Origin of the sequence: Tatumella sp. JGM118 (assembly GCF_018257515.1) — a bacterium.
GTDB lineage: Bacteria > Pseudomonadota > Gammaproteobacteria > Enterobacterales > Enterobacteriaceae > Tatumella > Tatumella terrea.
Window position 1 is genome coordinate 1 of the sequence record NZ_JAERJR010000011.1, and the last position, 22,213, is coordinate 22,213.

Genomic DNA, 22,213 nt, shown 5'->3' on the forward strand with positions numbered 1-22,213 from the left:
GGGGTGGGCGGGGGCCCCGGTGGGGGGGGGGGGGGGGGGGGGGTGGGCGGGGGCGGTGGTCCGCACTATAACTACTCCGGTAACTGATAAACCCTGCTTAACGGCTATAGAGTCCCCGGCATCATGCCGGGGACTCTGACCGGCCGCAATGTCCTGCCTGTCCTCGAGTCCCGCTGACCGGAATGCTCTTTTCCTGCGGTTCTCCCCGGTATTTAACTTTCTATTTGTTTATGAAATTAACTGTTTCAGTTTTATAAAAAGCCTGTTTTTTTGCTATTCGCAATGTTAAGTTCAGGATCAGATGATTCTGAGGCTTATGTATGAAAAATATTATTGCTGAGCTTTTAATTAAACTGGCGGAGAGGGATGAAGAATATAAACTTCAGCAAGAGCGCCAGGCCACGATAGAGATTATTTTATCGGCACTGGTAGAAACCCTTTCACCCGAAGCCCGCTTGTCATTTCAGACGCAAATCGAACACCTGATAGATAATACTAACGAGACGTCGTCAGAAAAAAGTCGCGCATTATTGAATACCGGCTATCTTGAAAAGATAACGGGCATTAGCCGCTGATAGTCTGACGGATAAGTGTTAACCCAATTACCGATAACTCACTTCAGTGAAAGGTTGTCGGGTATCACCGGTTGTTTACCGGTTTTTTTATTGACAGGAGTAATCATGAATAAAATGATCGTAGCCGCTGTTCTGGGCGGATTATTAATGGCGGGGCAGGCTTCTGCAGCGGAAAGAACCGCGCAGCAGCAAAAAATGACTGACTGTAACAACCAGGCCTCGACACAGTCTCTGAAAGGTGAAGCCCGTAAAGGCTTTATGAGCACCTGCCTGAAAAAAGATCATAAAGCGCCAAAAGCGCTGACGGCACAGCAACAGAAAATGAAAACCTGTAATGCTGATGCCAAACAGAAAGCCTTAAAAGGTGCTGACCGTAAATCCTTTATGAGCAGCTGCCTGAAAAAAGGCTAATGACTGAGGTCATTAACCCTGGTAGTCCATCAGAGCAGCCCCTCCGGGGCTGTTTTTTTATCTGTCAGCATCCGGTCATACTTAACCCGGGTATCCGGTTGCCTTTGTCCCCGGCGGCGGATAATCCCCATCTCTGTCAGCCTCGCGGTACTGGCGGTGATGCCGTGACGATCCACCGTTCACCGGACGGCACTGGCCTGTAAACGCTCGCCCTGACGGGGCGTGGGTATCAGCAGGGCCACGCGATAAGGTCAGAAAACGCATTTCTGTCAGGAACAGATCACTCCCTGAATGCTGTCGCTGGCCCCTGTTTGATCGCGGGTTTCAGTATCCTCTGAGCCATGGATAAAAGGCCGTTTACACGCTATCCCCGGTGTAAAAAGTTTATCGGCTGTCATGCCGGGGCTGGCAAGCGATTGCCGGTATTGCTATGGGCTGCAGAACGGGCCTCTGACAATGGTTTGCGGGCAACGGCATTTTCTGAGGCGGCAGGACGGGTGACTCTGATTTGCGGTAAAACGGATAGCCCCCCGGCAGAGAGATGACCGGAGGGAAGCGGCATTATTATGCTTTGCTCAGTTGCTCTGACTTTTCCATACATTTCTGCATGGCTTCCATAATCGCAGCACGGAACCCTTTACTTTCCAGAGTCTTCACCGCTTCAATGGTGGTACCGCCTGGAGAGCAGACACTGTCTTTCAGTTGAGCGGGGTGCTGATCGGTTTCCAGAACCATCTGAGCCGCACCTTTTACGGTCTGAGCCGCAAATTCGTAGGCCTGTTTGCGGGGCATTCCCCCCAGTACGGCCGCATCCGCCATGGCTTCAATCATCATAAACACATAAGCCGGTGCGGAGCCGCTGACGCCGACGACCGAGTGGATAAGGTATTCACTGACCAGTTCGGCTTTCCCGAAGCTACGGAACACTTGCAGGATAATATCGGTTTCCTCCTCATTCACCAGCACATTCGGGGTGACGGAGGTCATGCCGGTACCGACTAAGGCCGGTGTGTTTGGCATAACACGAATAATCTTCCGGTCATGACCCAGTACGGTAGCGAGAGCATCCAGCGTGATCCCGGCGGCGATAGAAACGACCAGCGTCTCTTTTTTCAGCAACCCGGCAATGCTTCCCAGCAGTTTCAGCATCACATTCGGCTTGATCGCACCGACCAGAATATCTACCTCACGGGCCATCGACTCCAGGCTTTCTGCCGCGTGCAGCCCGTATTTTTCTGCCATCGCCTGATTTGTTTCAGGTTTACGATCAAAGACCCACACATTTTCCGGGGCGATGATTCGGCTGGCAATCATCCCATTGATAATCGCTTTGGCCATATTACCGCAACCAATGAACCCCACTTTTTTGTTCAGCATTATCTGTCCTTTGTGTTAATCAGAAAATCAGCAGTGATACCTTTAACAGACCCGGTAAGGTGCCGTCCGGTCTTCTCCGGCAAGGATAAAAAGTTGTTCTGCACAGCCATAATGATCCACAATTCCTGTTCAGTCTCTTTCAGGAAAAACTATGGCTATCTGGGTAGATGCAGACGCTTGTCCTGCCGTTATTAAAGAAATACTTTATCGTGCGGCCGACAGAACGCAAACACATATTACTTTTGTTGCTAACCAGGGATTGCGGATCCCGGCTTCTCCGTGGCTTCATTCATTACAGGTGGCGGCAGGGTTTGATGTGGCTGACAATGAAATTGTGCGGCGTGTTGAGGCCGGGGATTTAGTGGTGACCGCCGACATTCCCCTGGCGGCTGAAGTGCTTGAAAAGGGCGGCGCGGCACTGAATCCCCGCGGAGAACGCTATTCACCGGCAACGATCCGTGAGCGGCTGACCATGAGGGATTTTATGGAGACCTTACGGGCCAGTGGGATGGCTTCCGGCGGACCGGCGGCACTGAATCAGAAGGACCGGCAGTTATTTGCCAATGAACTGGATAAATGGTTCAGGCAGCAATAATGCTGCCTGAAGGGGAGGACAGCGGAGTGTTTACAGGAAGCTGTCGTCGTCATCGTTAAAGCTGTCGTCGCCCAGGAAGCTGTCAAACCCTCCGGAACTGTTGTCATCCCAGCGGTTATCATCGGCCGGGAAGGTATTGTCGCCCTGGTTAAAGGTATCCAGCCCCTGATCGTAATCCGGGCTTTCCAGCGGCGGTTCGTTAATGATATTCACGATCTCTTCCGGCTGTGAATGGTGGAACATGCTGGTCAGCATATCCGCCAGTACGACCCCCCCGGCAACACCGGCCGCAGTTTGTAATGCGCCGCCCAGGAACCCGGTACCGCGCGGTGCAGCGGCCGGTGCAGACGTATAGCCCGGTTGCTGTGCCGGCTGTTGTGGCTGTGAGCCCCATGCCGGCTGGGCCGGTGCCGCCTGGCGAGGCTGTGAGTTACCCCCGCCAAACAACCCGGACAGAAAGCCGCCGCTGCTTTGCTGAGGTTGCTGCTGCTGTTTTAACTGGTTTTCCAGGCTGTTAACCTGTTCATTCAGTTTTTTCAGCGCCGCTTCCTGGATAAGAATAGCCTGCGCCATGTAATAGGCGGCTGCCGGCTGATTTTGCAGATGATTTCTGATCAACTGTTCAGCGCCCGCATCACGCGGACCGGACTGGCTTTCTGCCTGCTGTAACCGGCTGAACAAGCCATCAATTATTTTTTGCTCTTCGCTCTGCATGGTGAAACCTCTCATCATCTTTTAAGACATTATCGCCGGAGGTCCGGAAACAATGTTTCTGACATTTCATAGCAACTGACACAGGCCGTCGTCACGACAGAAGCCTGTATCCTGAAATTATAGCGCCGGCACTTCTGCTTCACACCCGCGTCAGCCTCATTATATATGGGGATAGCTCAGCGCAAAGTAAATGAGGGTGCAGTAAAAAAATATTGCGAATCATCCGCCGGCCAGGCTCCGTTGGTCTCTCCGGCCTGATCACCGATGTGCGGGTGGCTGTCAGCGTGAATTCCGGTTATCATGCACGGGTTTTTATTTTCAGTCACTTTGCGAATATTCCGGCGGAGGATTAGCCTTTATGTCATTACCCATTTATCTGATAGGTGCCCGGGGTTGTGGAAAAACAACCGTCGGACATCTGTTATCAAAGACATTGGGCTATGCATTCCATGATACGGACCATCATTTGCAAACGTCACTGCAGTGTACGATTGCACAGATTGTCGCGGAAGAGGGATGGGAAAGCTTCAGGACGAAGGAAAGTGATTCACTGGTCGCGGTGACCGCGGACTCCTCGGTGGTCGCTACCGGCGGCGGGATCATTCTGCGTCCGGAAAACTGTCAGTTTATGCGGGATAACGGCCGGGTCTTCTGGCTGAGTGTCGAGCCGGATGAACTGGCAAAGCGCCTGGATGCGGAGCCTGAAAATGAACAACGTCCCACACTGACAGGGCGCCCTATCACCGAAGAGATGAGCGATATACTGAAAGTCCGTAGCCCGCTTTATTCATCAACCGCCCACCATATTATTGATGCCACTCTGCCTCCTCAGGAGGTGGTCGACAATATTCTGCAGGTTTTGTCACAGCAGCGTGCGGGCTGAATCTGCATACGCCCTGAAGCGGCGACGGTTGCCGCTACCGCATTACCGGACAGGTTATTCGTCGTCATACTGATAATGAAGGCGGTTAACGCCTCAGTCCGTTTTCCGGAAAGCCTGCCGGCCGGGAGACATCTCCCGCATATTGAGCCTCAGGACTGTGAACTGTCTTATAAAAGACGCTGGTTATCAGGTTGCCGTATCAGGCAGTACCTGCGCGGATACCCTTTTAAGGGGATATCTGTGCCTGGCTCGCGGGCATACTCCGCTCCTCTGACTGATAAAAGCGAAGGAACGCACAGAGAAAGATAACACCTGCGAGTGGCAGGCATCGTCTGTCGTGGTCACCGGAGCCTTCAGTGTCAGTCAGGCCGGGGCAAAAATAGCGGTCTTTCCGGGGGACAGGGTTGCACTCCTGAGCTCCCCGGGGAAGAGGATAGGCCTCACACCGACGTAGCCTGACGTTCCCATCCCCGGCCATAACCTCAACATTCTGGAAAAGACTGACCTGACGCTGAAAATGGCTTAGTGCAGAGCGCCCTCCGGCACCTGTTATCGCGGTGAGTTGTCCGGTGGCGGGGCAGGTGAGGAGAGGAAAACGCTAACCTGATGATGCGGCTGATTATTCACGTGACAAGGAGATCGGACTGCTTTTACACTGTCAGCATACCCCCGCGAACGACAAAGGAAAAAAGATGCTGAAATCGAATGAGTATTTTGAAGGTAAAGTAAAATCTATTGGTTTTGAAAACTCGCTGTCAGGTGAAGCGAGCGTCGGGGTGATGTCGGCCGGAGAATATACCTTTGGGACCGGGAAGCCTGAAGAAATGACCGTGGTCAGCGGCGCATTAAAAGTCCTGCTGCCGGGGGAAACCGAATGGCAGTGGTTTGAGGCGGGTCAGGTCTTTAATGTCCCGGGCAACAGTGAGTTTTATTTACAGGTGGCGGAAGAAAGCGCCTACCTCTGCCGTTATCTGTAATTCTGTCGCGGTCATGCCCTGCTGAGCAGGGCATGACCGTTAGCCTCAGTGCTGTGCTTCGCCGCCCAGCGCAGAAATTAAGGCTTCCGTAAAGGCGGCCAGCTCGCCGGTCATCAGCGAGAAATCGGCATCAAAACGCAGCGCGAAATCTTCCCGGTCAATATCATCGTTCTGTTCACGCAGGGTATCACTGAATTTCAGGCGTTTCAGTGAGCCGTCATCACTCACGATACATTGCAGACGTTCCTGCCAGTCAATGGCCAGCTTAGTCACCCGCTTTCCGGCTTCAATGTGGTGCGCAATTTCATCACTGACCAGCTCCTGCTGTTTACAACGGATCACACCGCCTTCTTCCAGGGTGGCTTTCAGCTCAGCTTCGTCCAGCAGCGCAAACCCTGCCGGCAGGGTGCCGGAGCGAACCCATTCGGTCAGGGTCAGTTCGATCGGGGTTTCCAGCGCCAGCGGCACGACAGGTAATGACCCCAGGCTTTTACGCAGCAGGGCCAGCAGATCCTCGGCCTTTTTCGCACTGGCACTGTCGACCATAATCAGCTGATGCTTCGGGTCGATCCACAACCATGTCTGGCTGTAACGGCTGAAGGCGCGCGGTAACAGGCTATGGATCACCTCATCTTTCAGGGCATCTTTTTCGGTTTTTTTCAGCTTACGCTGTTGTTCTGTTTCCAGATGATGGATTTTTGCTTCCAGTGCCTGTTTGATCACCGGGGCCGGCAGAATTTTCTCTTCTTTGCGTGCGCACAGCAGGAGCTGGCCCTGACTCACGTGCAGCAGGGAATCACTGTTATCGTTCAGAGGAGAGACCCAGCCGGATTTGGACAGGTCCTGGCTTCCGCAGGGGGTGAAACTGCAGGCACTGAGTTGTCGTTCCATATCGTCAACAGACAGCGGGATTTCCCGGTTCAGACGATACACCATCATATTTTTAAACCACAGCATCTTAATTCCTTAAGCCAGCATTTCCGGACAGAGGGCAGATGATACCCAATCAGGGGCCGGGTTTCAGCAACCGGGATAACAATTAACAACCGTGGCGGTCAGAGAGGGCGAAAACGGCGGCGGCAGGCAGGACAGAACAATGGCCCCCGGGGGAGCATCAGGGCAGGAAAAGGCAACACAGAGAGATTTCCCTGTGTTGCGCCAGGAGATTACTCGCTATCCATCAGTAACTCATCATGAGGTGCCTGTGCACGCTGGGCGGTGGTCAGTCGGAAATACCCGTAACCTGCCAGCATGATGGCCACAAATAGCAGGGCGATCACCGGATTAAACCAGACCATCGAGACCAGGCAGAGCACGGCCAGTACCAGCGCAATGCCCGGCACCAGCGGATACCCCGGAGCCCGGAAGCTGCGCGGCATGTCCGGTGCGGTGCGGCGTAACCGGAACAGACTGAGCATGCTCATGATATACATGACAATGGCACCAAAGACGGCGAGTGTGATCATGGCTGCGGTCAGCGACATCCCCTGCAGGTGGATCCAGTTATCGCTGAAGATAGCCAGGATACCGATCACGCCTCCGGCGAGGGTGGCACGATACGGGGTCTGATGACGGGTTAACTTTGCCAGTGCCGGGGGTAAATAGCCGGCGCGGGACAGAGCAAAGAACTGACGTGAGAAGCCCAGAATAATGCCGTGGAAGCTGGCAATCAGGCCAAATAATCCGATCCAGACCAGCATATGCATCCAGCGCGAATGTTCCCCGACAATCATTTTCATCGCCTGAGGCAACGGGTCATTGATATCAGAGAGTTTACGCCAGTCACCGGCACCGCCCGCCAGCAGCATTACCCCGATAGCCAGCACGACCAGCGTCAGAATACCGGAGATATAGGCGCGCGGAATGTTTTTACGGGGATCTTTGGCTTCCTCAGCGGCCATGGCAGCCCCTTCGATAGCCAGGAAAAACCAGATGGCAAAAGGGATCGCCGCAAAAACACCGCTCAGTGCCTGCAGGCCGAAACCATGGTCACCGGCCCAGCCGTGGGCGGTAAAGTTTGCCATGCTGAAGCCCGGAGAGACCACGCCCATAAATACCAGCAGTTCAATGACGGCCAGGATGGTCACAATCAGTTCAAACATCGCCGCCAGTTTCACGCCAAGGATATTCAGTCCCATAAAAATGATATAGGCACCGACAGCCGCCACTTTCGGGTCAAGTGCCGGGAACTGGATGTTCAGATACGCCCCGATAGCCAGAGCGATGGCCGGAGGTGCAAAAACAAACTCAATCAGTGTGGCAAGCCCGGCGATCAGGCCGCCGGTTTCGCCAAATGCCCGGCGACTGTAAGCGAATGGTCCGCCCGCATGCGGGATAGCGGTGGTGAGCTCGGTAAAACTGAAAATAAAGCAGCCATACATTAACGCAATCAGCAGCGTCGTGATCAGGAACCCCAGAGTCCCGGCCACGCCCCACCCATAGCTCCAGCCAAAATACTCGCCGGATATCACCAGACCAACAGCGATCCCCCACAGGGAGAATGTGCCAAGTGTGGGTTTTAGTTTTGTTGTCATCTTAGTATCCCCATCGTGAATTAACCCTCTGCCCGGCCGGTGGCCTGCAGAATGATCTGTCATTGGCATAATGCCGTGGGCTATCGGATAAATACCTGACCTTGCCGGTCAGAGTTTGTCGTCTGAAGTCAACTCCGGCGGCGGGCGGACTGATATTGTCGTCTGAAGCCAGGTTTTGCTATTGCCGGGTCAGGAAATACGTCGTTGACCACGGGCATGCTGAGTCAAAGACCGACGGACACTATTGAGTAAAGAGGGGCGCATGATGGAAGTAAAACAGAATGATCCAATGACCGATGCACAGATTTACCGGGTTGCACATCAGGCCCTCAGCCGTTATCCGGCTCTCTGCCAGGGGGAGTTATCACTGATCTGCCGTTCGGAAAACGCGACCTTTTTACTGAAAACAGCTGACAGCCGTTATGCGTTACGACTGCATCGCGCGGATTATCACCAGAAAGCCGATATCCTGAGTGAACTTCTCTGGCTGGACGCGTTAAGGGAAAGCGGGATCGAAGTGCCGGAAGCCGTCAAAGACGGGGAAGGGGAGACGGTTCAGACCGTGGTCACAGAGGAAGGCAGTGTCCGCCATGTGGTCATTTTCAACTGGATGGACGGTGAAATGCCGACCACCAATGTGGACCCGGTGGCCTTTCAGGCGCTGGGAGAAGTGACCGCCCGCCTGCATCAGCACAGCCGCCAGTGGCAGCGTCCGGCCACCTTTCAGCGCATCATCTGGGATCACCAGACCATGGTGGGTGCGTCCGGGCACTGGGGACGCTGGCAGGATGCCCCGCGACTGAACCGCGATGATCATGGGCTGATCACCGGGGCCATAGAAAATATTGACCGTAAACTGGCCGTATACGGACAATCGGCAGATCGTTACGGTCTGATCCATGCGGACCTGCGACTGACTAACTTATTACATCATCAGGGGCAAACCCGCATCATTGATTTCGACGACTGCGGTTTCGGCTGGTATATGCATGACCTGGCAGCCGCGGTCAGTTTCTTTGAGCATCATCCGCGTGCCGCAGAATGGATCGAAAACTGGCTGACCGGCTATGAAAAAATTGCGCATGTCAGTGATGACGATCTGGCGGTATTGCCAGACCTGCTGATGCAGCGGCGTCTGCAACTCAGTGCCTGGATGGGGTCGCATGCCGGAACTGAGATGGCACAAAGCCTGGAGGCTCAGTGGTCGGCAGACACGGTGCGCCTCTGCCGGCGGTATCTGGAAACCGATCGCTGGCCTGTCGGGGCGTGATCCTGAGTTGCACCGTCGCAGTGCCCGCTGCTGGTGCATGGCCCCTGCTGCCAGGTGGCCCCGGGGCTGTCACAGAACTGACACAGAGACTGGTACGGATTTTGCATAATAACCCCTGACAGGTTTAATGCAGGCAAATTCCGGAACAGGTATGAACAGTGCAATGACTCTTTTAACCACAGCATCTCAGTCCATGGCCGGGGGCGCTTCCGGCAACCGGGGTGTTCTGGCAGCGGCAGCGACCGGATTGAGTGATTTTATTGGCAGCCAGGGCGGCGACAGTGATCGCATCTTCGGGCTGAGTGGTGTGGATCCGGAACTGCTGGGCAGCCCGACCCTGAGTCTCGGTCTGGCGAACTATTGCCGTGTGCTGGAAGAAGCGGCCCGGCACTCTTCCACCAATAATTTTGGTCTGCATTATGGCCGTCAGTTTAAGCCGCAGTCGCTGGGGCTGATTGGCTATATCGGTCTCTGTTCACCGACGCTGGAGACAGCATTACAGAATGTGGTGCAGTTTTTCCCCTGCCATCAGCACGATACCCTGACCCGTATGGTCGATAAAGGGGATTACTGGCGGCTGGATTATCAGGTACGCCATGGGGCCATTTTATCGCGTCGTCAGGATGCAGAGCTGACGCTGGGGATGTTTATGAACCTGATCCGCCACTCTGCCGGTCAGCACTGGGCTCCCCGTGAAGTCCATTTTGAACACTCCCGCCCGGAAAACTGGCACGAACACTGTAAAATTTTTGATGCCCCGGTCTACTTCGATCAGCCTTACAATTCGCTGCTGATTGGCCGCCGCGAGTTACAGCGGGCGATGCCGGACAACGATCCTATGCTACTGATGGTCGTGAAAGACGCGCTGCAACGCCTGAACACTACCCGTGAAAGTCAGGGATTGACCGGTAAAGTCAGAGCCTGTATTCATCTGCTGCTGAGCAATGGCGAACCGACCCTGGAACAGGTGGCAGAGAATATGGGGTTATCTGAATGGACCTTACAGCGCCGATTACGTGAGCAGGAGGTCAGTTTCTCACGTCTGCTGGATGCTGTACGCAGTGAACTGGCCGCTCATTATCTGCAACAGCAGTCGCTGTCCGTTTCCGCGATGGCGATGCTGCTGGGGTACTCTGAGGTCAGTGCTTTCTCGCGCGCCTGCCGCCGCTGGTATGGCATCAGTCCCCGCCAGTGGCGTCAGCAGGAGAACGCGCAGGCCTGACCCCGGCCATGTTGTAAAACCGTATGGCCGGCGGTCTGACCTTATTCCGGCGGCAGTTCGAGAGTGCTGTAACCCAGACCGTTATTTTTGATGACCCGGATTTGTAACGGGATCCGCTCTTTCATGGCGTCAACATGGCTAATCACACCGATGATTTTTCCGCTGGCGTTCAGGCTATCCAGCGCATCGAGCGCCACATCCAGCGTTTCCGCATCCAGTGTCCCGAAACCTTCATCAAGGAACAGTGACTCAATCCGGTTCTTCTCGCTTACCAGATCGGATAACGCCAGCGCCAGGGCGAGGCTGACCAGGAAACTTTCCCCGCCGGATAAGGTGCGCGTATCCCGGCAATTGTCCGCCTGCCAGCTATCAATCACCGCCAGCTCCAGAGTGTCATCCGACTGACGCTGTAACAGATAGCGTCCGTGAAGGCGTGTCAGTTGCTTGTTGGCCAGCCAAACCAGATGATCCAGCGTCAGGCCCTGGGCAAACCGTCGGAACCGATCCCCGCTGGCCGATCCAATCAGATGGTTCAGGTGATCCCAGTCAGCCAGCAGGCGCTGTTGCTGACTGATCTTTTCGATCAGCTGCTGTTGCTGCTGACGATAACGATCATCGGCCTGAAGCTGTTCGCGAAGTTCTCCCTGCTGCCAGACCGTTTCTTTCAGTCGCTGTTTCAGGGCTGCGGTCATCTCTGTCAGGGCTTCGCTCTCTTCCGGAATCCCCTCCGGCCGCTGTTGCAGATGCTGCTGCAGGCTCTCATGCGCCTGTTGTAACAGGGTGCCGGTCTGATCGCTGGCCTGTTCCAGTTCCTGCAGTTGCCGGCGCAGGGCAGTGGCGGTTTCTTCTTCCAGCAGGGCAGCAGAGAAAGCCTCGCTATCGCTGAATCCCTGTTGCTGCAGGGCATCGCTGAATGCCAGCTCGTCGTTCTGTCGTTGTTCTGCCAGCTGGCGGCACTGCTGTTCGAGCTGACGGTGCTGACCATCCTGCAGGCTCAGCTCACGCTGTAATGCATGAGACTGTTCCAGTAACGCCTGTTGCTGCTTTTGCTGCTGTTGTAACTCATGCTGCATGGCCTGTCGTGCCACGCTGACGTCTTTATCGGCAAATAAGGCATGGCGTTTTTCCCGCAATGCTGACAGCTGCGCCCGTTGCTGTGTGACAGTCTGTTCTGTCTGCGAGAGGGTCGTAAGTTGCTGACGGAGGTCCTGCTGTAATTTTTCCCGCGAGGTGGTCAGGCGGATCTGTTCCGGCTCACTGTCGCGAAGTTGCTGTTCATTATGTTGCCAGTGCTTCCATAGCGCCTGCTGCGTATCCAGCCACGTTTCCGCTGCCCGGATCTCTTCCGGCAGCGACAATGCGTAGCGGGCCGTCTCTTCCCGTAATGCGGCCAGTAGTTTTTCCGCCTGCCCGGCTGTCTGCCGGTAATTATTGCTGCTCTCTTCAACGGCGGCCTGACGGGTATTCTGCTGCTCCGTCATCAATGCAGTTTGTTGCTGGTGGCGCAGTAAGCGGTCATGGCATTGATAATAGTGTTCCCTGGCCTGCTGACAGGCCAGGGCGGCCTGTTCACGTTGCTGTAACTGCCGGCGGACCTGTTGTTCCCGGGCTTCTGTCTCCTGCAGATACTGTTGCAGCCGTGGCATCTCAGTGAGTTTCAGCGTCAGCCCCTCGGCCAGGCACAGCGACTGCCATTGTACCTCAGACTCCGCCAGTGCCGCCGTCAGGGTGGAGATCTCCTCCGTCATTTGCCCGTGCTGCTGCCGGGCCTGGGCCAGTTGTTCTTTACGCTGAACACCTTGCTCCTGAAGTTCGGCCACCCGTTTTTCCTGCGCGAGTTTCAGTTGCTGATTTTCGGCGGGCTGCAGTTGTTTATATTCCGCGACCGACGGATGCTCACAGGAGCCACACAGCGGGCAGGGGTGTCCGGCCTCAAGGGTCTCGCGCAATGTCGCAAGATCGGTGATCCTCGCCTCCAGTTCACAAAGAGTGATCAGCGCCTGCAGTTGTTTTCGTTCAGTCTGGAACAGCTCACGAAACTGTGTCAGCGACTGTTCATCGGCAGCGATCTTTTGCTGCAGCGCGGTTGCCAGGGGATGCAGTTTATTCAGCTGAAGCTGTAACGGCTCAGCCCGGGTGGCCAGTAACAGCAGTTGCTGCTGACGGGCGCGGCGGGATTGTGCATCCTCCAGTGCCTGTCGTAATGAATCGCTGCTATGTGCATTTTCCAGGGACTGTTGCTGCTGCGTCAGATGTTCAAGTTTTGTGGCGGCGGCCGTTTCTGCCTGCTGCAGGGGCGGAAGATGGTCGTTCAGGCCGTTCAGTACCTGTGCCTGCTGGCTGAGTTCCTGTTGCTGCTGCGTCATGCGCTCATACAGTGTCCGGGCCGTCAGCGTATGCTGCTGCCATTGGGTCAGTCTTTCGCGCCACAGGGGCAGGGCAGGGCCCCACTCTGCCAGGCTCATATGCTGCTGACGCCAGCTCAGCCACTGTTCACGCTGACCGTTCAGTTGTTGCAGTTGCTGCTCTGTCTGAGTGACGGACTGACGGGTATCTGCCTGTTGCTGCTGCTGTTCGTTCAGTTGTTTCAGATACCGGGTCAGTTGCTGTTCTTCGCTGGCGATCGTGTGGTCCAGCGGGATCACCTGTTCACTGAGCAGGGTCTCCAGTTGCTGCTGCTGCATCTGTTGATGGCGATAGCCTTGTTCAGCGGTCTGCCACCGTTCGTGGGCCTGCCGGTATCCGGCCTCTGTTTGTTTAAGACGTTCGGCCGACCGGGCCTGTTCGGTGACCAGTGCCTGCTGTGACTGCCGGCGGCTCTGTAACTGCTGCCACTGCGGTCTGATTTTTTCCGCCGGCTCACTGCGCTGCAGACGCAGGCGACGGGGTTCTGCCTCCACCAGACGCTCCCGGGTCTCCCGGTGCGCCTGTTCACGTTGCCGGTGCTGCTCTGTGAGTTGCCGGGTCTGGTTCAGCCAGTGCAGGGCCTGCTCATGACGGGTCACTGCCTGCTGCAGTTGCTGTTCTGTGGTTTGCAGTCCCTGTTGCCGGTCCAGGATCTGCTGGCGGGCGGCCTCATCCAGTAAAACCACCCCTGATAATCCGGCCCGCAATGTGTCGAGTTGCTGCCGTAAGGCTTTATGTTGTTCAAACACACTGCGGGAGATCTGCCCGTAGATTTCGGTGCCGGTCAGTTCTTCCAGCAGCTCAGCCCGTTCGCCCGGCGGGGCATTCAGGAAAGCCGCGAACTGCCCCTGCGAGAGCATCATCGAACGGGTAAAACGCTGGAAATTGAGCCCGGAGAGCTGTTCGGTGTAGCGCAGCTTATCCTGAAGTTTATCCGCAACAATCACGTTATCCGCACAGCGTGCCAGTTCTGCCCGCGGGGGCTGCAGTTTACCGTCCGGCTGGTTGCGGGCACGGTTCTGGCTCCAGAACGCCCGCCAGGCTTCGCCGCGAATTTCAAATTCGACTTCGGCAAGGCAGTCGCTGCAACCGCGGCTCATCAGTGCATTCTGCGACTGACTGATATTCGGCAGTCTTGGGGTCTGGTGATAGAGTGCCAGGCAGATAGCATCGAGCAGGGTAGTTTTCCCCGCCCCGGTATCTCCGGTGATGGCAAACAGTCCGTTACCGGCAAAGGGTTCACGCCGGAAATCAATAAACCATTCCCCGCGCAGGGCATTCAGGTTTTTAAACCGCAATGTCAGTATTTTCATTCACTCTCCGTGCCGGTATCCCGGACCTGTTCCAGGGTCTGAAGAAACAGCGTCAGGAGTCGCTGCTGTTCTTCTTCCGGTAACGCTTCTTCACGACTCAGACGACGCAGGAACACCTCTTCAGCGGTCAGCTCGCTCAGGGTTTCATTATTTTCGCGGTCGATACCGCCGGCCGCGCCCGTCCGGCTGCGTCGTAACAGCAGGACTTCCGCCGGGCGGCCTTCCGTCAGTGTTTCTATCCGTTGCTGCAGGTCACTGAGGTACTCCTGCTGCGTGACTTCGATATCCAGCCAGACCGGGGTGCCGTCGGCCAGCGGCGTCAGTGACGCCAGTTGCTGTTCGATGTCTGCCAGTGACCCTTTCAGCGTTTTCAGTGGCTGAACGCAGGGCACGGGTAACGGGGTGATGACCGGGGCGGATTGCGGGCTGAACTCCACCAGACATACGCTCTTCTCCGTGGCGGACTCATCAAAACTGAGTGCAATGGGTGAGCCGCTGTAACGGATATGGGGCTGACCGCCGACCTGTTGCGGACGGTGGATATGGCCTAAAGCGATATAATCTGCGGGCGGAAAGGCGGAAGCCGGGAAAGCATCCAGGGTACCGATATAAATATCACGCACCGAATCGCTTTTACTGACCCCCAGGGCCGTCAGGTGCCCGGTCGCGATGATCGGCAGCGCCGGAGACCCCAGGGTTTCGCGCAGCCGCAGGGCGGCCTGATAACAGTGCCGGTAATGGCCGGCAATCGCCTGCAGCAGATTTTGCTGTTTTTGCTGACTGTCCAGACCGGCCTGACTGAGCTGGATATCACGCGGACGTAAATACGGGATCGCACAGACAATGGCGGCAGGGCGATCCTGAGCATCGTTCAGAACCACCAGTTGATCATCGACGTCAGGGCTGGCGCTGGCGATCACCCGGGTATTCAGACAGGCCAGCAGTGCCCGTGACTCGTTCAGCACCGCCACTGAATCATGATTACCGGCCAGGATCACCAGCTGGCATCCGGTTTTTTGCAGCTCAACAATAAACTGGTTATACATCTCCCTGGCATAACTGGGCGGGGATCCGGTATCAAAAATATCTCCGGCTACTATCAGGGCATTAACCTGATGCAGAGTGATCTGCGAGAGAAGCCAGTCAAGGAAAGCCTGATGTTCCTTCGCCCGGCTCCGGGAATAAAAAAACTGGCCCAGGTGCCAGTCCGAGGTATGGATAATTTTCATAATGCTCCCGAGAGTGCCTGCTGCCCGCAGTATACCTGCAGACGGTGCCGGGATAAAAAAGTATCTCTCTGCGGGGGGCAGGCGGGGCCATCGGTAAAGATATCCCTGACATTCCTTCATAAATCTGTCATAAAACTGTCTCATAATGTGCCGCGTATACCGGAAGAATCCGGAATTATCTCTCTGGAGAAACAATGGCTAAACGCATTCTTGTCGTGGAAGATGAAGCTCCAATCCGTGAAATGTTATGTTTTGTGCTGGAGCAGAATGGTTACCATCCCATCGAGGCTGAAGATTATGACAGCGCGGTGAAGCATCTGATTGAACCCTGGCCCGATCTGATCCTGCTCGACTGGATGCTGCCGGGAGGCACGGGCGTTCAGCTGATCAAATATATGAAAAAAGAAGCCATGACCCGGGATATCCCGGTCGTGATGCTGACAGCGCGCGGGGAAGAAGAAGATCGGGTGCGCGGTCTGGATGCGGGGGCTGATGACTATATTACCAAGCCCTTTTCTCCCCGGGAACTGATTGCCAGGATCAAGGCCGTGATCCGTCGTATCTCACCGATGGCCGATGATGAACTCATCGATATTCAGGGCCTGACCTTAGACCCGACCTCCCACCGGGTGATGGCCGGCGAAACCCCGCTGGATATGGGGCCTACCGAATATAAACTCCTGCATTTCTTTATGACCCATCCTGAGCGTGTTTACAGTCGCGAGCAATTACTGAATCATGTCTGGGGAACCAACGTCTACGTGGAAGACAGAACAGTGGATGTGCATATCCGCCGTTTACGTAAAGCGCTTGAAGTCAGTGGTTATGAACGTATGGTTCAGACTGTCCGGGGCACCGGTTACCGGTTTTCTGCCCGTTTCTGATAGGAGTGTGACTTTTGCTGGACAAACTTTCGTGGCGTACCTTGCTGTCAGAATTTCTGCTGGTCTGCCTCGCCGGGGGGATTGCCGGGCTGGTGAGTGGTCATCCGGGCTTGTGTCTGTTTCTGGCGGTTTCTTTATTACTGTTCTGGCATTTTTTCCAACTGATGCGGCTGTCCCACTGGTTATGGGTGGATAAAAGTATGACGCCGCCGACCGGCAAGGGGAGCTGGGAACCGTTATTTCACGGTCTGTACCTTATGCAGGCGCGCAACCGGCATCGGCGGCGTGAACTGAGAAGCCTGATCAAACGTTTCCGCAGTGGGGCCGAGTCGCTGCCGGATGCGTTAGTGCTGACCACCGAAGAGGGGAATATCTTCTGGTGCAACGGGCTGGCTCAGCAATATCTGGGACTGCGCTGGCCGGAGGATAACGGGCAAAATATCCTGAATTTACTGCGTTATCCCGAATTCAGCCGCTATTTACAGACCGCGGATTTCGATAAACCACTGACGCAATTACTGAATAATGGTCATCATATGGAGTTCAGAATTGTACCTTATACCGAAGGCCAATGGATGATCAGCGCGCGGGATATGACACAGATGCGTCAGCTGGAAAATATGCGCAGCCACTTTTTTGCCAATGTCAGCCATGAATTACGTACCCCGTTGACGGTTATCCAGGGGTATCTGGAGATGATGGAAGACGACCAGATGAATGCGCCGTTGCGGATGAAAGCGGTAGGCACCATGCAGGAACAGTCACGGCGAATGGAAGGGCTTATCCGACAGCTTATGACCCTGACCCGGATAGAAGCCGCCCCGGCCATGAATACCCGGGAGATTGTCGATGTTCCGGGGATGCTGTCGATGCTGCAACAGGAAGCTGACAGTCTGAAGCATCCGGGACAGGTGGTCAGTTTCTCGGTGGACAGCGATCTGCGGGTATCCGGCAGTGATGAACAGTTGCGCAGTGCGATCTCTAACCTGGTTTACAATGCGCTCAGCCACACGCCTGAAAATACCCGTATTGATATCGCCTGGCAGCGGGACGCACAGGGGGCTCTCTTCTCGGTGACCGATAACGGTCCGGGGATTGCCGCCGAGCATATTCCTCATCTGACCGAACGCTTTTACCGGGTGGATAAGGCCCGCTCCCGGCAAACCGGCGGCAGCGGCCTGGGCCTGGCGATAGTCAAGCATGCGCTGGGGCATCATGGCAGCCGGCTGTCGGTCACCAGCATCCCCGGAAAAGCCACCTGTTTCAGTTTTCAGCTTCCCTCGCGGCTGATTGTCGCTAAAGAGAACGCTGCGGAGACACTCACCTCCTGAAGTCTTTCCAGGGGCGCAGTGTCTGTGCCCCGTTCCTTCCGGCAAGGCCGGTCCCGCGGATAATGAAGTTTCCTGAAGTCACTAATGAGAAAAATTCATCTATACTGAAATTTCATCAGTTGATGAGGAATTTTCCTCATGTCATGCTACAGAAAGACATTTAGCCGTCCGGATGGCTTTTTATGACCAGTCGCCGGAACGATAGCGGACCCGGAGAATAATAATGCAAAGAGAACACGCCCCATTTCGTGCAGAAACTGTAGGTAGCTTTTTACGTCCTGCCTCCATTAAACAGGCTCGTTCAGAATTTGCCAACGGCACGCTGAGCGCAGAAGAACTCAGAAAAATTGAAGATGCCGCTATCCTGGATGTGGTAGAGAAACAACGTGCAGCCGGATTACAGGTCGTTACCGACGGTGAATTTCGTCGTGCCTGGTGGCATTTTGACTTTTTTGAAGGCCTGGAAGGGGTGGAGCCTTTCGAAGCGGCTCACGGTATCCGTTTTAACGGGGTAGAAACCAAAGCCCGTGGGGTGCGTGTGACCGGCAAACTGGGATTCAAAGACCACCCGATGCTGGAAGATTTCCGTTACCTGCAGAGTATTGCCGGTGATGCCGTGGCTAAAATGACCATCCCCAGCCCGAGCGTGCTGCATTTCCGTGGCGGACGGGAATATATCGATGAAACGGTCTACCCGGATCTGAATGACTATTTTGATGATCTGGCCGCCACATGGCGTGAGGCTATCCACGCCTTCTATCAGGCCGGATGCCGTTATCTGCAGCTCGATGATACGGTCTGGGCCTATTTATGTTCCGAAGACCAGAAAGCGCAGGTCAGAGCCCGTGGTGATAATCCGGATACGCTGGCAGAAACTTATGCCAGAGTCCTGAACCAGGCGCTGATCGGTAAACCGTCTGATCTCACCGTCGGCTTACATGTGTGTCGCGGAAATTTCCGTTCTACCTGGATTTCCGAAGGGGGCTACGAGCCGGTGGCCGAAATTTTATTTGGTCAGGTGAATGTCGATGCCTTCTTCCTGGAATATGACAATGAGCGTTCCGGAGGCTTTGAACCGCTGCGTTTTATCCGCCCCGGACATCAACAGGCGGTGCTGGGTCTGATCACGACTAAAAACGGGACGCCGGAGGATCCTGCACAGGTGAAAGCCCGCATTGCAGAAGCCTCGGAGTTCCTCAGCCCTGAACAGCTCTGTCTGAGCCCGCAGTGTGGTTTTGCCTCGACCGAGGAAGGGAATAGTATTACCGAAGACGAACAATGGCAGAAGATCCGCAGTGTGGTCGCGATTGCCGGAGAAGTCTGGTAACGACGGCCTGACCCTGTCAGAAAAGGCGCGGATCCCGCGCCTTTTCGTTGTCCGTCATATGAAAAATGTATATATCCTTATGCTCCGGACAAATAATAAACACATCATCCCCGCCTGCCTGCAGCAAACACCCTCACATCCACTGCTTTTCAGAATAAATATGACATATCCTACTGGTTTGACGATCCGTTATTGCCTTTCTTCCCTATAAAAGTTTTACTTATGACCGTTATCATCAAATCCTCTGGTGAAAAATAATAAACCGAATATTTCGCTGTTTTCAGTCCGGCGCCCGGCAGGGTGTCAGTATCGGGTGAAAAATTATTCGTGGATGGATGATAACCAAACCCAACTTCCTGCTTCTGTCAGCACATGATGTGCAGAGTGATTTATGACTAAACGTTTAACTACTAAAGATATCCTTGCGCTGGGCTTTATGACTTTTGCCCTGTTTGTCGGCGCCGGCAATATAATCTTCCCGCCGATGGTGGGTGTTCAGGCCGGGGAACATGTCTGGACGGCGGCCGGTGGCTTCCTGATCACCGCGGTCGGACTTCCGGTGCTGACGGTGATCGCCCTGGCACGCGTCGGGGGTGGCATTGATGCCCTCAGCTCGCCCATCGGTAAAGCGGCGGGGCTGGTGCTGGCGACAGTCTGTTACCTGGCCGTCGGACCGCTGTTTGCGACCCCGCGTACCGCCACCGTTTCCTTTGAAATTGGCATTGCGCCACTGGCCGGTGAAGGGGCGATGCCCTTATTCATCTACAGCCTGATCTATTTTGCGCTGGTCATTCTGATTTCCCTCTATCCGGGTAAACTGCTGGACACGGTAGGGCATTTCCTGGCACCGCTGAAAATTGTGGCGCTGGCTATCCTCGGCGTTGCGGCGTTACTCTGGCCGGCGGGCGCTGAGATTCCGGCGGTAGATGTTTATCAGACGGCAGCATTTTCGAACGGCTTTGTTAACGGTTATCTGACCATGGACACCCTCGGTGCGCTGGTCTTCGGGATTGTTATCGTCAATGCCGCACGTTCACGCGGCATTGAAGATTCCGGACTGTTGACCCGCTATACCATGCTGGCAGGAATTATTGCCGGTATCGGTCTGACGCTGGTTTATCTGGCGCTGTTCCGCCTCGGGTCCGGCAGTGGTCAGCTGGTACCGGCCGGTGCTAACGGTGCGACTATCCTGCATGCGTATGTACAACATACTTTCGGCGGGGCAGGCAGCCTGTTCCTCGGTGCGTTGATCTTTGTTGCCTGTATGGTGACGGCGGTCGGACTGACCTGTGCCTGTGCTGAGTTTTTTGCACAGCTGCTGCCACTTTCCTACCGTGCACTGGTATTCATTCTGGGCGGCTTTTCGATGCTGGTCTCCAACCTGGGACTGAGCCATCTGATCCAGTTATCCATTCCGGTACTGACCGCCATTTACCCGCCGTGTATTGTGCTGGTGGTATTGAGCTTTACCCTGCGCTGGTGGAACCGCAGCACGCGGATTATTGCGCCGGCCATGCTGGTCAGCCTGTTTTTCGGGGCAATCGATGCGATTAAAGGCAGCGAATTTAAAGACTTGTTACCGGGATTCTGTCAGAATCTGCCGCTGGCCGATCAGGGATTGTCATGGCTGCCACCGACATTGGTGATTCTGGTGGTCTCTATGGTCATTGACCGGATAAAAGGGAGCCATCCGGTAGAAGTACGTCAGTAAACCGGAATACTGAAGTATAAACCACGGGCCTGCCCGTGGTTTTCTTTTTTACAGGTACAGGTCGTTATGCAAAAAACAAATACACTGCGTCGGGGGCTCAGCACCAGACATATCAGGTTTATGGCTTTGGGTTCCGCTATCGGGACCGGATTATTTTATGGCTCGGCGGATGCTATCCGCATGGCGGGACCGAGTGTTCTGCTGGCCTACATTATTGGCGGGGCTGTCGCCTATATTATTATGCGCGCGCTGGGTGAAATGTCGGTGAATAATCCGAATGCCGGCTCGTTTTCCCGTTATGCCAGAGACTACCTTGGCCCGATGGCAGGGTATATTACGGGCTGGACCTACTGCTTTGAAATCCTGATCGTGGCCATTGCCGATGTGACTGCCTTCGGGGTGTATATGGGCGTCTGGTTCCCGGACGTACCTCACTGGATATGGGTGCTCAGTGTGGTGCTGATCATCGGTGCCATCAATATGATGAGCGTCAAAGTGTTCGGTGAGCTTGAGTTCTGGTTCTCGTTCTTTAAAGTCGCCACCATTGTATTGATGATTCTGGCAGGCCTGGGGATCATTATCTGGGGCATTGGTAACGGCGGTCATCCGACCGGTATCAGTAATCTGTGGAGCCATGGCGGATTTTTTGCGCACGGGCTGACCGGAATGCTGCTGTCCCTGCAGATGGTGATGTTTGCGTACGGCGGAATTGAGATTATCGGCATTACCGCCGGTGAAGCGGACAAACCGGAAAACACCATCCCGAAAGCCATCAACTCCGTTCCGTGGCGTATTCTGGTGTTCTACGTGGGTACGCTGTTCGTCATTATGTCCATCTATCCCTGGGACCAGGTGGGGACCAATGGCAGCCCGTTTGTGCTGACCTTCCAGCATCTGGGCGTCGCCGCCGCCGCCGCGGTACTGAACTTTGTGGTGATCACCGCCTCGTTATCGGCGATTAACAGCGATATTTTTGGGGTCGGTCGTATGCTGCATGGCATGGCTGAACAGGGCGATGCACCTAAGATGTTCACCGCTGTCTCCAAACGCGGTACCCCGTGGCTGACGGTGGTGGTGATGATGGTCGCGCTGCTGATTGCCGTCTTGCTGAACTACCTGATGCCGGAAAAAGTTTTCCTGGTCATTGCCTCGCTGGCGACCTTTGCCACGGTCTGGGTCTGGATCATGATTTTACTGGCGCAGATTGGTTTCCGCAGGAAACTGGGTGCGGAAGGACGCCACCAGATCAGGTTCCCGCTACCGGGTGGCTCAGTGATGTCGGTTATCGGGATCCTGTTCCTGGTCTTTATCATCGCGCTGATCGGTTACTTCCCGGATACACGGTTGTCACTCTATGCCGGAGCGATTTGGGTGGTGTTACTGCTGGTAAGTTACCGTCTGTTTAAAAAGAAAAGTCATACCTCTTCACAAGGCTAATCTGCCCGCCGGACCGG

18 protein-coding genes are annotated in these 22,213 nt (G+C 55.0%); 12 read left to right on the forward strand and 6 right to left on the reverse strand.

Annotation, left to right across the window (positions count from 1 at the left end; translation table 11 throughout):
* Positions 1 to 320: 320 nt before the first annotated feature.
* Positions 321 to 575 carry an anti-adapter protein IraP gene (locus JK223_RS11090; RefSeq protein WP_249213588.1) on the forward strand — a complete coding sequence of 85 codons (255 nt, stop codon included), beginning with the start codon at positions 321 to 323 and terminating at the stop codon, positions 573 to 575.
* Between the two features lie 147 nt (positions 576 to 722).
* Positions 723 to 986, forward strand: a complete 264-nt coding sequence (locus JK223_RS11095; protein ID WP_371813119.1) for a PsiF family protein — start codon at positions 723 to 725, stop codon at positions 984 to 986.
* Between the two features lie 564 nt (positions 987 to 1,550).
* Here the strand turns inward: JK223_RS11095 and proC are convergent.
* Positions 1,551 to 2,363: a pyrroline-5-carboxylate reductase gene (gene proC, locus JK223_RS11100; protein ID WP_212714249.1), complete on the reverse strand. Its 813-nt coding sequence runs from the start codon at positions 2,361 to 2,363 to the stop codon at positions 1,551 to 1,553.
* A gap of 151 nt (positions 2,364 to 2,514) precedes the next feature.
* Between proC and JK223_RS11105 the strand changes: the two genes are divergently transcribed.
* A complete protein-coding gene (locus JK223_RS11105; RefSeq protein WP_212714250.1) occupies positions 2,515 to 2,958 on the forward strand; it encodes a YaiI/YqxD family protein in 444 nt (147 codons plus the stop codon).
* 30 nt (positions 2,959 to 2,988) lie between these two features.
* Here the strand turns inward: JK223_RS11105 and JK223_RS11110 are convergent, their stop codons facing one another.
* The gene (locus JK223_RS11110; RefSeq protein ID WP_212714335.1) at positions 2,989 to 3,672 is read right to left on the reverse strand and encodes a DUF2076 domain-containing protein; all 684 of its coding nucleotides are present in this window, start codon (positions 3,670 to 3,672) and stop codon (positions 2,989 to 2,991) included.
* 358 nt (positions 3,673 to 4,030) lie between these two features.
* Between JK223_RS11110 and aroL the strand changes: the two genes are divergently transcribed.
* Both aroL and ppnP read left to right on the forward strand, forming a co-directional pair.
* Positions 4,031 to 4,555 (forward strand): shikimate kinase AroL, encoded by a 525-nt coding sequence (aroL, locus tag JK223_RS11115; protein ID WP_212714251.1) that lies wholly within the window; start codon positions 4,031 to 4,033, stop codon positions 4,553 to 4,555.
* Positions 4,556 to 5,247: 692 nt separating this feature from the next.
* Positions 5,248 to 5,532 carry a pyrimidine/purine nucleoside phosphorylase gene (ppnP, locus tag JK223_RS11120; RefSeq protein ID WP_212714252.1) on the forward strand — a complete coding sequence of 95 codons (285 nt, stop codon included), beginning with the start codon at positions 5,248 to 5,250 and terminating at the stop codon, positions 5,530 to 5,532.
* Between the two features lie 45 nt (positions 5,533 to 5,577).
* Here ppnP and rdgC read toward each other — a convergent pair whose 3' ends face one another.
* Together rdgC and eat are read right to left on the reverse strand one after the other, a co-directional pair.
* On the reverse strand, positions 5,578 to 6,489 hold the full coding sequence (gene rdgC / locus JK223_RS11125) for a recombination-associated protein RdgC (protein WP_212714253.1): 912 nt from the start codon (positions 6,487 to 6,489) through the stop codon (positions 5,578 to 5,580).
* Positions 6,490 to 6,698: 209 nt separating this feature from the next.
* On the reverse strand, positions 6,699 to 8,066 hold the full coding sequence (eat, locus tag JK223_RS11130; protein ID WP_212714254.1) for an ethanolamine permease: 1,368 nt from the start codon (positions 8,064 to 8,066) through the stop codon (positions 6,699 to 6,701).
* A gap of 265 nt (positions 8,067 to 8,331) precedes the next feature.
* Here eat and JK223_RS11135 point away from each other — a divergent pair, with 265 nt between their 5' ends.
* On the forward strand, positions 8,332 to 9,336 hold the full coding sequence (locus JK223_RS11135) for a phosphotransferase enzyme family protein (protein ID WP_212714336.1): 1,005 nt from the start codon (positions 8,332 to 8,334) through the stop codon (positions 9,334 to 9,336).
* Positions 9,337 to 9,487: 151 nt separating this feature from the next.
* Positions 9,488 to 10,558, forward strand: coding sequence for an AraC family transcriptional regulator (locus JK223_RS11140; RefSeq protein ID WP_249213589.1), 1,071 nt, complete (start codon positions 9,488 to 9,490; stop codon positions 10,556 to 10,558).
* 41 nt (positions 10,559 to 10,599) lie between these two features.
* Here the strand turns inward: JK223_RS11140 and JK223_RS11145 are convergent, their stop codons facing one another.
* Together JK223_RS11145 and sbcD are read right to left on the reverse strand one after the other, a co-directional pair.
* A complete protein-coding gene (locus JK223_RS11145; protein ID WP_212714255.1) occupies positions 10,600 to 14,277 on the reverse strand; it encodes an SbcC/MukB-like Walker B domain-containing protein in 3,678 nt (1,225 codons plus the stop codon).
* Positions 14,274 to 15,506: an exonuclease subunit SbcD gene (sbcD, locus tag JK223_RS11150; protein ID WP_212714256.1), complete on the reverse strand. Its 1,233-nt coding sequence runs from the start codon at positions 15,504 to 15,506 to the stop codon at positions 14,274 to 14,276. Before sbcD ends, JK223_RS11145 begins: the two co-directional genes overlap by 4 nt.
* A gap of 194 nt (positions 15,507 to 15,700) precedes the next feature.
* Between sbcD and phoB the strand changes: the two genes are divergently transcribed.
* The 5 genes from phoB to proY all read left to right on the forward strand — a co-directional run bounded on the left by phoB (position 15,701) and on the right by proY (position 22,196).
* Positions 15,701 to 16,390, forward strand: a complete 690-nt coding sequence (phoB, locus tag JK223_RS11155; protein WP_212714257.1) for a phosphate response regulator transcription factor PhoB — start codon at positions 15,701 to 15,703, stop codon at positions 16,388 to 16,390.
* A gap of 14 nt (positions 16,391 to 16,404) precedes the next feature.
* Positions 16,405 to 17,721 carry a phosphate regulon sensor histidine kinase PhoR gene (gene phoR, locus JK223_RS11160; RefSeq protein ID WP_212714258.1) on the forward strand — a complete coding sequence of 439 codons (1,317 nt, stop codon included), beginning with the start codon at positions 16,405 to 16,407 and terminating at the stop codon, positions 17,719 to 17,721.
* Between the two features lie 223 nt (positions 17,722 to 17,944).
* A complete protein-coding gene (locus JK223_RS11165) occupies positions 17,945 to 19,048 on the forward strand; it encodes a cobalamin-independent methionine synthase II family protein (protein ID WP_212714259.1) in 1,104 nt (367 codons plus the stop codon).
* A 391-nt stretch (positions 19,049 to 19,439) separates the two neighbouring features.
* On the forward strand, positions 19,440 to 20,759 hold the full coding sequence (brnQ, locus tag JK223_RS11170; protein ID WP_212714260.1) for a branched-chain amino acid transport system II carrier protein: 1,320 nt from the start codon (positions 19,440 to 19,442) through the stop codon (positions 20,757 to 20,759).
* Positions 20,760 to 20,825: 66 nt separating this feature from the next.
* Complete coding sequence (proY, locus tag JK223_RS11175; RefSeq protein ID WP_212714261.1) at positions 20,826 to 22,196, forward strand: proline-specific permease ProY; 1,371 nt, start codon at positions 20,826 to 20,828, stop codon at positions 22,194 to 22,196.
* Positions 22,197 to 22,213: the final 17 nt, after the last annotated feature.